The organism is Methylobacterium sp. B1 (assembly GCF_000333255.1).
Lineage (GTDB): Bacteria > Pseudomonadota > Alphaproteobacteria > Rhizobiales > Beijerinckiaceae > Methylobacterium > Methylobacterium fujisawaense.
Genome location: NZ_BACT01000368.1, coordinates 1 through 10641, shown reverse-complemented (window position 1 = coordinate 10641; position 10641 = coordinate 1). Strand labels below are relative to the sequence as shown.

General features: G+C 69.9%; 11 protein-coding genes. 2 read left to right on the top strand and 9 right to left on the bottom strand.

Annotated elements, in window-relative coordinates:
* The 3 genes from I53_RS10855 to I53_RS10845 all read right to left on the bottom strand — a co-directional run.
* Positions 1-707 (bottom strand): MBL fold metallo-hydrolase (locus I53_RS10855; protein ID WP_148291119.1); only part of this gene is annotated, 707 nt, incomplete at its 3' end.
* Between the two features lie 89 nt (positions 708-796).
* Positions 797-1024, bottom strand: a complete 228-nt coding sequence (locus I53_RS10850; protein ID WP_244538829.1) for a hypothetical protein — start codon at positions 1022-1024, stop codon at positions 797-799.
* Positions 1025-1121: 97 nt separating this feature from the next.
* Positions 1122-1733, bottom strand: a complete 612-nt coding sequence (locus I53_RS10845) for an HdeD family acid-resistance protein (protein ID WP_043350331.1) — start codon at positions 1731-1733, stop codon at positions 1122-1124.
* 367 nt (positions 1734-2100) lie between these two features.
* Here I53_RS10845 and aqpZ point away from each other — a divergent pair, with 367 nt between their 5' ends.
* Complete coding sequence (gene aqpZ / locus I53_RS10840; protein ID WP_043350328.1) at positions 2101-2835, top strand: aquaporin Z; 735 nt, start codon at positions 2101-2103, stop codon at positions 2833-2835.
* A 371-nt stretch (positions 2836-3206) separates the two neighbouring features.
* Here aqpZ and I53_RS10835 read toward each other — a convergent pair whose 3' ends face one another.
* The 4 genes from I53_RS10835 to I53_RS10820 form a co-directional block, all read right to left on the bottom strand.
* Entirely contained in the window at positions 3207-3857 is a 651-nt protein-coding gene (locus I53_RS10835; protein ID WP_043350325.1) for a BON domain-containing protein, read from the bottom strand.
* A 40-nt stretch (positions 3858-3897) separates the two neighbouring features.
* On the bottom strand, positions 3898-4131 hold the full coding sequence (locus I53_RS10830; RefSeq protein WP_251982292.1) for a hypothetical protein: 234 nt from the start codon (positions 4129-4131) through the stop codon (positions 3898-3900).
* 521 nt (positions 4132-4652) lie between these two features.
* Positions 4653-6395: an AMP-binding protein gene (locus I53_RS10825; protein WP_251982291.1), complete on the bottom strand. Its 1743-nt coding sequence runs from the start codon at positions 6393-6395 to the stop codon at positions 4653-4655.
* Between the two features lie 2 nt (positions 6396-6397).
* On the bottom strand, positions 6398-9247 hold the full coding sequence (locus I53_RS10820) for an AMP-binding protein (RefSeq protein ID WP_251982290.1): 2850 nt from the start codon (positions 9245-9247) through the stop codon (positions 6398-6400).
* 317 nt (positions 9248-9564) lie between these two features.
* Here I53_RS10820 and I53_RS10815 point away from each other — a divergent pair, with 317 nt between their 5' ends.
* Positions 9565-9927, top strand: a complete 363-nt coding sequence (locus I53_RS10815) for a hypothetical protein (protein ID WP_043350322.1) — start codon at positions 9565-9567, stop codon at positions 9925-9927.
* A 67-nt stretch (positions 9928-9994) separates the two neighbouring features.
* Here the strand turns inward: I53_RS10815 and I53_RS10810 are convergent, their stop codons facing one another.
* Positions 9995-10324 carry a cytochrome c gene (locus tag I53_RS10810; RefSeq protein WP_043350319.1) on the bottom strand — a complete coding sequence of 110 codons (330 nt, stop codon included), beginning with the start codon at positions 10322-10324 and terminating at the stop codon, positions 9995-9997.
* Positions 10324-10641: universal stress protein (locus I53_RS10805; protein ID WP_043350317.1), on the bottom strand; the 318-nt coding region annotated here is incomplete at its 5' end. The genes I53_RS10810 and I53_RS10805, both read right to left, overlap by 1 nt.

Sequence of the window (10641 nt, the reverse complement as noted above, 5' to 3'; positions counted from 1 at the left end):
TTCTCCGCCACCGTATGGACGAGGAAATCGGCCGGCGCGATCACCGGCACGGCGCCGGACCGCACGTCCTCCTCCTTGAGGATCCCGCGCACGCCGCCCCAATGATCGCCATGCGTATGCGAGTAGATCACGGCCGAGATCGGCCGCCCCTCGCCCACATGCGCCTGGAACAGCGCCCAGGCGGCGCGTGCGGTCTCCTGGCTGACGAGGGGGTCGAACACGATCCAACCCGTCCGTCCCCGCACGATGGTGAGGTCCGAGAGATCGAACCCCCGGACCTGATAGATGCCGGGGACGACCTCGTAGAGCCCGTAATTGTTGTTGAGACGCGAGATGCGCAGCAGAGACGGATGGATACTGTCGAATTCGTCCTGCTGCTCCAGGAACTGGAACTGCTGCATGTCCCACGCGACGTGACCATCGTCGGCCCGGATGATCCCGTCGGGCATGGGGGCGATCAGCCCGCGCCGCTGCTCCTCGAAATCCGTGTCGTCCGCGAAAGGCAGGCGCGTGCGGGCCTGCCGGAGCACGGCGCGGGTGAACGACGACGGCGGTTTGCCTTTCGGGTGGAAGTGCTCCGGACCGGCGGGTGCAGCCGGGGATTCCCCGTCGCCCGCGGCACGCGCTTCCGCCAGGAGGCATCCGGCTGCGGAGAAGGCGGCTCCGACAGCGGGAAGAGTCTTGATGAAGGCGCGGCGCGTCGACATCGGTCTGCTCCATCCCGGACGCGGTGGCTTGCCGTGGGACGACCGGGTCGCCGGGCGGTGGCGGCCCGATCCGGTCATCGGCGCACAGGTCAGCGCCAGGCGCAGACCCGTCGTCCGCGCCGCCACCAGCAGACCCTGCGGCGGCGCCGCCGCGGGACGACGACGACGGCCTGTGCTTTCTCGACTGGGCCGCCGCTCGGATCGTCGAGGGGCTCGATTCTCAGGGGCGCAGCGTAGACGGCACCCGGCACCATGAGCAGGCCCGCAGCCGCCAGGGCGGCGGACGAGAAACTGCCCAGCACGGCACGACGATGCATCGGTTCCATTGCCATCCTCCGGCTTGTGGTCTGATGTCCCTGGCTCTGCCACCCGATCCCGTCCGCGCCGACGGAGATCGGCGTTCGCCTATGCGGCTCAACGGGTCGCCGATCCGCTGCCGGGCGATGCGAGCGCCGGCGCGACCGGCGGCGGGCCGAAGAGGCCGATCCACGCCCATGACAGTCCCGCGGCGATCAGGTCGCAGGACACGAAGAGGCCGATCGCCCACAGGCCCGAATAGGGCCATTGCGCAATGATGGCGGCGCCCAGGAGCATCGAGAGCAGGGCGAACAGGATCACCGTGGCGCGCGACAGCTGCGTCGTGTGGACGATGGCCCAGAGCGCGCGCGCCACGCCGGAGGCGATCAGGGTGAGCCCGAGGACGAGCGTGAGGGCGAGCGACGCTTCGAGGGGGCGGAAGACGGCCCAAAGACCGCCGACGAGGTAGAGCAGGCCCGCGAAGAACCGAACGACGCGGGATCGCCACGCTTCGACCTCCGACGGCTTGGCGAGCGCCTCGGCGATCTCGGCGATCCCGGCCGCGATCAGGAGGACGCCGTACCAGAGCGTGCTGACGATCGTGAGGCTGACCACCATGAAGAGGCCCACGATGCCGAGGATCAGCAGCAGGCTGCCGACCGCGAGGAGCCATCCGCGGGCACGCCCCGCTCCGGTCTGCAGCGTTCCAAAGGTGACCGTTCCGCCCATACGACACCTCCCGTCGGACCCGTGGATGAGGAGGCGGTCCCCATTCCGTCCGATCACCTCCGATTGAATCGCCCGTTCGATCGGAACGGCGTTGATTCAAATCAAAGGCGCGGGTCCCCGTTCTCGACGGCCCGGGCGTCGATCGACGGCTCGGCATGCCCTGCGCAGCACGGGAGAAACTGGCGGATCGACCGAGGCGCCGCGCCGAAGAGACCGGTGCCGGCGACCAGACCCGCGATGCGGAATTGATCTAGCTCAAATCGAGGCCCCTCCCTTCGCGGCAGGATGCGGTCCGGCCCTGGATAATCCGATCCGCTCGGTCGGGCGGGCCACGGAAATGTCGCCTCGCCTGACCGCAGGAGGTTCCATGGATATCCGCAAGTGCGCGGCCGAGGCCATTGGCACGTTCTGGCTCACCTTCGCGGGCTGCGGGAGCGCCGTCATCGCGGCCGCGTTTCCGCAGGTCGGAATCGGCCTCCTCGGCGTCGCGCTCGCCTTCGGCCTGACTGTCGTCACCATGGCCTATGCCATCGGGCACATCTCGGGCTGCCACCTCAATCCGGCGGTGACCTGCGGACTCGCGGCCGGAGGCCGGTTTCCGGCCCACGACATCCCGGCCTACGTCATCGCCCAGGTCGTCGGCGGCCTCGTCGCCGCGGCTGTGCTCTACGCCATCGCCAGCGGCGCGCCGGCCTTCTCCGTCGAGAAGGGCTTCGCCGCCAACGGCTATGGCGCGCATTCGCCGGGGCAATACGCGCTGACCGCCTGCCTCCTGACCGAGGTCGTGCTCACCATGATGTTCGTCTTCGTCATCATGGGCGCGACGCACGGCAAGGCCCCGGTCGGCTTTGCGCCGCTGGCCATCGGGCTGTGCCTGACCCTCGTCCACCTCGTCGGCATCCCGGTCACGAACCTCTCGGTGAACCCGGCGCGCAGCACGGGACCGGCGGTCTTCGTCGGCGGATGGGCCCTGACCCAGCTCTGGCTGTTCTGGGTCGCCCCGATCTTCGGTGGGGTTCTTGGCGGGATTCTATATCGCTGGCTGAGTGAGGAGCCCTCCGTCCAAGTGACCGGCATCTCTCCCCCGGCCCCGGCGGAGTGAGAGCACGAACCGCTCGCCGGGAATCAATCAATAACTTTGCTGAAGAACTATATTTGCTGTCTCTTTTCGCGACGGCGATCTTTGCGCGCGGCGCGCCATCGCGATGCGCCGAACGTGACTTGGCCGGACGACCCGGGATGTTCCTGCCTGCGCCGGCCTTCGCCAGTCGAATCGAAGGCCGGCGCGATCCTTGATCGGACACCGGGAACCGCGCCTCAGTGGCTCGCGATCTGTCACGCGACGGGACAGGCCCCCCGGTCCGAACACTTCGTGTCTTTCCGTCCGCCAGACGGATCGGTGCCGCGCGCGCTCAACTCCGGGATCTAGGATCGATCTCGAATCCGCGCCGCGGTGCATCCCATCTTGTCCGCTCAGGCCATGGCTACGATGCGGTCCTCGACGGCGCGCACGCCCGGCACCGACCATGCGGCGCGCTCGGCCGCATCGCGCTCGGCCCAGGCCGTCACGGCACCTTCCAGAATGACCCGGTCGCCCGAGACGGTGACCTTGATCGCGTCGGCCTCGAACAGCGCGCTCCGCCGAAACGCCTCCAGGATCTTGTCCTTGACCGCCCCAGGTGGAACGCGCGGTTCGATCGCGATCCGGTTGGTGACGCCAAACACCCCTGAGAGCTGCCGCACGACGGCCTCGGCGGATCTCGACTGGTAGCGCCACGGCACGGCACCCGTCAGGGTGATCCAGCCGCCGCTCACCGTGACCTGGATAGCGTCCTTCGGGAGATGCACCGACCAGTCGATGATCGCGAGCGCCCGGGCGGCGATCTGGTCGTCGGCCACCTTCTTCGCGTCGGCGTAACGGACCGCGATCTCCTGCGCGATGGCGCGCACACCCCGGACGCGGCGCACGGCGCGCTCCGCCTCCACCTTCTCGGCGTAGCTGCCGACATGGCCAGTGAGCGTCACCACCCCTTCGGAGACGGCGACGCCGATATCCCCGGCGTCCAGGCTGGGGTCGAAGTCGAGTTCGTCGAGCACCGCCCGGCGCAGGTCCTTGTCGGTCATGGCGTTCCTCCTGAGGCGGCGCGCGCCGCGCGGCTCCCGGTCAGGCGGCGCCGGCCGCCTGATCCATCAGAAGGCCCTCGCGTCGCGCTCGCTCGAGCACGAGCCGTGCGGCCACCAGGGCTCGGCCGGCGCGCAGCCTGCTGTCCGGATGGCCCTCGCGGAGCGCCTGGCGGGCACGGGCCCGGAACCAGTTGGCATTTGCGATCGCCGTGGCCCGGCGTTCGGGCTGATCGATTCCGCGGGGCTTTTTCAATGATGCCATCGTCTTCAGCATTCCGGTTCGCGCGACACCGAGAGCCTGTCCATCGTGGCGCTGGCGGCGCTCTTCGTCTGTCGAAGCGGTGAAGCAGTCGACCGCGGCACACATTGATCAGGATCAACGCTGCCGCATCCGTCTCCGGCATCAAACTCTCAAGCCAGGAGGAGGATCGCGATGTCGCCATCGGATATTCGACTCGCTGTCGAAGCCCACAGAGAGGCACTCGACGCATTGACCGGATTCTTGTCCGAGTTTCCTATGATTCCGCGATATCTTGTCGAGAATCATATCGCCTTCGAAGTTGCCCACCGCATCCGATCGGGCGTCAGATCGCGCGATCGTCTGGTGCGTTACGGGATCGAGGGCGTTCTGACGGACAAGTACTGAGCGGCGGACCGGGGCCGCATCAGGGGGGGACCGTGTTGGCGAAACCAGACTTGCTCAGGCGCGGGGGGGTTCAGGCTCCCCGCGCAAGGCCGCCACCGTTCCGGGGAACCCGTCAAGGAGGACGGCGCGGCGCAGCTTCAGCGTGGGGGTCAGGAGGCGTCCTCGACAGTCCAGGGCGTCCGCAGCAGAAGCACCGCCCGGACCCTGGCAGCGCGGGGTCCGTCATGCAGCGCCGCGGCGATCCGATCGAGCGCGGCCCGTCGGGCGCGCGCGTCATCGAGGGCGTCCTCCGCCGCGGGATCGAGACCCAGATCCTGCGCAAGCTGCGTCCACATCGCCGCATCGACCACCGCCAGGACCGACAGCCGCGCTTCGCCCTCGCCCAGGACCATGGCCTGACGGAACAGGGGATCGCGCAAGATCGCGGCCTCCACGGCCTCGGGCGAGATCTTCTCGCCGGTCGACAGGACCATCATCTGCTTCAGCCGGCCGGTGATGCACAGATCGCCGTCCTGCAGCGTGCCGAGATCGCCCGTATACAGCCATCCGTCACGCAGGACCTCGCCCGTGAGGTTCGGACGGCGCCAATACCCGAGCATCACGCCTGGCGAGCGCACGAGGATTTCCCCCGATGCCGCGAGGCGGATCTCCATTCCGGGGAGTGCGGGGCCGACCCGGCCCGGGCGCGTGGCGCCGAGCCGGAATCCCGTGACCGCCGAGGCCGCCTCGGTCAGGCCGTATCCCTCGACCAGGGGCAGGCCGAGGCTGAGGCAGAACCGGGCGGTATCTTCCGGAAGCACGGCGCCTCCAGAGACCGCGAGCCGCAAACGACCGCCGAACGCGCGGCGGATGGGGCGCCCCACCATGCTGCGCAGCAGGAGGCCGAGTACGGTCCGGGCAAGGCCGAGCCGCCGTCCGTCCCGCCGGGCCGCGAAGAGCGCCCAGCCTCGGGCCAGGGCTGCGCGCAGCAGCCAGCGCGTCAGCGGCGTCCGCTCCGCCCGTTCCGTCACGCTATGGCGCAGACGTTCCAGCACGCTCGGGACCACCAGCAGGATGGTCGGGCGTGCGAACAGGAGGTCCTCCTGGAGATGCGCCACCGATCGTGCGAACACGACGGGCGCTCCGAGGATCAGCGGCAGATAGCACCCGACCACACGCTCGAAGATGTGGGCGAGGGGCAGATAGGACAGGAACACGTCCCGATCCGAGCCTGGGTTGCGGTCGAGAACAGCCTGCGCGACCGCCAGCAGATTGCGGTGCGAGAGCATCACGCCCTTCGGGCGACCGGTGGTCCCCGACGTGTAGACGATCGTCGCGAGGGCATCGGGGTCGCGCCCGGCAGGAGTCAGCACGGATCCACGCGCCCCTGCGAGCCAGAACCGCAGGCTCTGCAGGCGCGGATCGGAAGGTCGAGTTCCTCGCGGCTCCTCGAGCGCGATCACGCGCTGAACTCCGGTGCGCAGCTGGGCGCGATCCCCGAGGCTCTCCCATTGCGCCGCCGTGCGGACGACGACGATGCGGGCGCCGGAATCCACCAGGATGTCGACGGCGTTGGCGGGAGCGTCATCGGGAAACAGCGGCACCACCACGAGGCCGAGCGAGAGCGCCGCATGATCGAAGGCCACCCACTCGATCCCGTTCGGCAGCCAGAGCGCGACCCGTGCGCCCGGTTCGAGCGCCTCGCTGGCCAGGGCAGCCGTCCGTTCGGCGACCCGCTCGGCCATCTCGGCCCATGTGATCGCAGAAAAACGTCCCTCGGCAGGATCGTGCGCCACGTAGGCCACCGCCGTCGGGCGGCGGGTTGCCTGGGCTCGCAGAAGGCTGGGGATCGTGCCCGTCGAGGCGTCCGCGGGCGGCTTTGCGCAGATCCGTGTCTCGGAGCGGCCCGACATGATCATTCCGGAGCCGGCTCGACGGGCGACGGCACCGCTTCCCGGGAGAGGTCCGGCTCGTTGCAGCGGGCGAGAATCGCCGCGCGCGCCCGATTGCGCAGGCGGATCGCGGCGTGGAAATCCTCGCCGTCCGGGGCGATCGGCGCTCCGATATGGACGTGGATCACGCTCCGCCGGGGGAACCACTGATCGGCCCGCAGCGCCGACCGCGTGCCCGTGATCGCGACCGGCACGATCGGGGCACCCGCGCGGCAGGCATCCAGAAACGCACCGGGGTGGAAGCCGAGGAGGCCCGGGGTCCGGGTAAAGGTGCCCTCCGGGAACGCGACCACCTGCTCGCCATCGCGGATGCGCCCGACGATCGCCGCCGCATCGGCGATACCCGCCGCGGTACCCCGGTGGACGAAGGCGGTTCCCAGCCGCCGCAGGAACGGCCCGGCGATGCGCTGACGGGCCAGCTCCTGCTTGGCGAGGAAGACCGGCGCCCCGGGCAGCACGGCCGCCAGCACGGCGCCGTCGAGATAGCTCGCATGGTTGGCGACGATGACGGCGCCGCGGCTGACGGGCTCGCCCGATACGGTCAACGGCGTCCGCGTGACCCGGAAGAAGAGCCTCAGGCCCGTCCGGAGGGCGCCGAAGCGCCAAGCGCGCTTCGGCAGGACGAGCACCAGCGGCCATAGGATGGCACCGATGACGACGAGGACGCCCCACCAGGACGCCGCGTAGGCTGCCTCCGACCAGAGCCGCCCGATACGGCGCAGCCGCGCCGCGGCCCCCGCGACGGCGAGCCGGACCAGCTGCGTCCGCAGGGCGGCTTCCGGCCGGCCGAGTTCGCCTGCCGCGTAGAGCGACCGCGTCGCCGCGCGACGGATCTTCCCGCTCGACGTCTTCGGCAATGTGCGGGGCGGACACAGGACGATCACGTCGGGCGGCTGCTCGATCACGCCCATCGCTTCCCGGGCCAGGGTGCGGCGCAGCTCCTCCAGGGCCGCGGCGTCGGTGAGGCGCGTCTCGGCGGCGAGGATCAGCCGCTCCGTCCCGGTTCTCGGGTCGGGGCTCGCGAAGGCCGCGACACAGCCCTTTCGGACGCCGTCGACCGCGCCCGCCACCTCTTCCAGCTCGTGCGGATGGATCTTCCGACCGGCCCGGATGATGATGTCCTTGGTACGCCCCGTCACGAAGACGTCGCCGCTCGCCAAATAGGCGAGGTCGCCGCTCTCGAGCCAAGCTCCGTCGAACAGGGCGCGCGTGATCTCCGGACGCCGGAAGTAGCCGGTCGTCGCGGAGGGACCGTTGAACTGCAGCCGCCCCTCCCGGCGCTCCGGCACCTCGCGCCCGGCCTCGTCCACGATCCGGATCTGATGGCCGCGCAACGGATGCCCGCAGGCGGCGAAGGCGACGGCCCCCGGAGCGCCAGGCTCGGCCGGCAGGGCCTCGCCGCTCCGCGACAGCGTTGCGCGGTCGATCCAGTCGATGCGCGGGCCCCGGCCGAGGGGCGGAAAGGTGAGGCCGACCGCGCATTCGGCGAGCCCGTAGACGGGTGTGACGGCCGACGGCCGGAGGCCGAAGGCCGCGAAGCGCTCAGTGAACCGGGCCAGCGTGTCCGGGCTGACCGGTTCGGCCCCGTTGGTCAGGACGCGCAGCGAGCTGAGATCGAGCCCCGCGAGATCCTCGTCCCGCAGGGTCTTGAGACACAGCTCGTAGGCGAAGTTCGGGGCGGCCGAGATCGTGCCGCGCTGGCGATGGATTGTCCTGAGCCAGCGCCCCGGATCGGCCAGGAAGGCCAGGGGTGAAAGGATCGCCGCCGGCGCACCGTAATAGAGGCTGCCCAGCCAGCAGCCGATCAATCCCATATCGTGGTAGAGAGGGAGCCAGCTCACGACGACGTCCGCCGACGAGGCCGCCACCGCTTCGCCCATGGCGCGGACATTGGCGAGCAGGTTGGCGTGGGTCAGCATCACGCCCTTCGGATCGCCTGTGCTGCCGGAGGTGTATTGGATCAGCGCAAGGTCCGCCCCCGTGGCCGGGACGGCCGCCGCCAGAGCGTCTTCCGTCACGAGATCCGCGGTGGTCGTCAGGACCCGCAAACTCTCGACGCCGTCGCGCAGCAGCCAGGCGAAGGGTTTGATCGCCGCATCGGTGATCAGGATCTGCGGCGCGGCGTTCGCCAGGATACCGACTTGACGCTGCAGGTGATCCTGAATCTGGGCTCGCCGGAACGGCGGGTAGAGCGGGACCGGGACCCCACCCGCCAGGATCGTGCCGAGGAAGGCCGGGAAGAAGTCGGGCCCGGTGGGCAGCATGAGGGCGACCCGGTCGCCGAAGGCGAGATCGAGCTTCAGGAGGCCGGCCGCGACCTGACGCGAACGCCGGTCGAGCGCCGCGTAGGTCAGAACGGTCTCGGTCCCGTCCTCCTGTTGCAATCGAAGATGGGGGCGGTCCGGGTGATTGCGGACGTGGAAATCGAGCACGTCCGCCCACGTGGTGGCCCGGTGCGGCTCGGCCGCCGTCGGCAGCGCGGCTGGTGGCGGAGACGCCGCCGAGGGCTCGCGCGCGGCGCCCGCAGCCTGGATCGCGGCCAGCAACGCGGCCGGCGTCGCTGCCTCGCCGATCAGCCTCTCCGGCAGCGACACCCGGAAGCTGCGCGACAGCCTCAGGATCAGCTCCGCGCGCCCCAGGCTGTCGAGGCCGAACTCCCGTTCGAGATCGCTGTCGAGGTCGACCGCGATCGTCGCCCCCCGCTCCGGGTGCAGTTCGAGCAGGAGCGACCGGACCATGTCCAGGACAGCGGCTCCGGTGGGCTGCGCGACCGGATCGAACCGCTCGCTCGGCAGGCGCGCGACGTTCTCCACGAAGGACTCCGGGATGCCGGCAAAATGACCGGGCTCCAAGCCGCATCAGCAACTCAGATAAGCCGTGTCCCGCCGCCGCGGCTTGATCTTCATCAACACGGGAACGCCGCATCGGATGTGCCTATGCAGCGATCGACCGGGGAAAATGCTGTGTTCGAGTGTGAACCGACGAGCTTGGCCTGCCGAGGCGGCGCGTCCTCGGATCGCGCACGCAGCGAGACCTTCGCCGGATGAGATTCCGTTGACACGCGTCAAACGCGCGGTCGGGGTGCGGTTCTATGATCCGCGCCGTCATCCGGTGACCGGAAGAAGGCGTCATGTTCCGCTCTGTCCTCGTCATCGCCGTCCTGGTCGGATCGACCGCGGCGCTCGCGCGGCCCGGAAGCGGCGCCCTGCCCTTCGCGCATGTCGAGGCGCGTCGGACATCGACTTGCGCGTGCGGCCTCGTGCGAAGATCGCCCCGCTTCAGGGACCGGGCGTCGGTCTACCGCGATCGCGCCGCCTTCCAAGGCGGCGTGCGAAGCCGGACCCTGGCCGGCGGCCGATTCGAGACGGGCGCCCCTGTTTCGGTGATGGGCACGGCAGACGGGTTCCAGCGCTGGAGGCGCTACGACGATTGCATCTGGGGCTACGCCGGTCTCCTTCCGCCGGCGCATTGCACCGACTTTTACGCCTTCTGAACCCGGCCGCGATCCGATCCGCACTGCAGTGGCCGGGATGCACGGTTGTGCATTCGTCGACCGGCCGTCACGGTTTCAGCGTCTTGAGGTAAGCCGTGAGGTCGGCGGCATCATCCGGTTCGAGCCGGAAGTCCGGCATCGCCGGATGCCGCCGCTCGACGCCCTCGATCAGGACATCGGCGAGGTCGTCGACGGGAAAGCGCTCGGCCAGCATGCGGAAGGTCGGGGCCGCCCGCATCGGGCTCGCGCCCCGGAGGCCGATGGCGTGGCAGCCTGCGCAATGCGCATGCGCAAACTTCCGCCCCTGCGGCGCCGAGGACTCCTCCGCCCCGATCGCTCCGGTGCAGAGCAGATCCAGGCCGAGGGCGACACCGACGGAGAGCAGCCGCCAACGCATCAGTGACACATCAGGCTGCAGATGGGTGCGCGGTCGAGGACATCGCGCGTGACGCCGCCGAAGATCCATTCCCGCAAGCGGGAATGGCCGTAGGCCCCCATGACGACCAGGTCGGCGTCCTGCTCCAGGGCGAACCGCATGATCGCGTCGGCATCCGGGCCGGCAGCGTGGAGGTGGTGAGCGGTGGCGCTCACGCCGTGCCGGGCGAGGTGAACCGCCAGATCCTCGGCGTTGCCGACCCGCAGGTCCTCGCCGCGGGTCGCCACGAGCACCTGATCCGCCGCGCGGAAGAAGGGCAGCGCCGCCGACATCGCCCG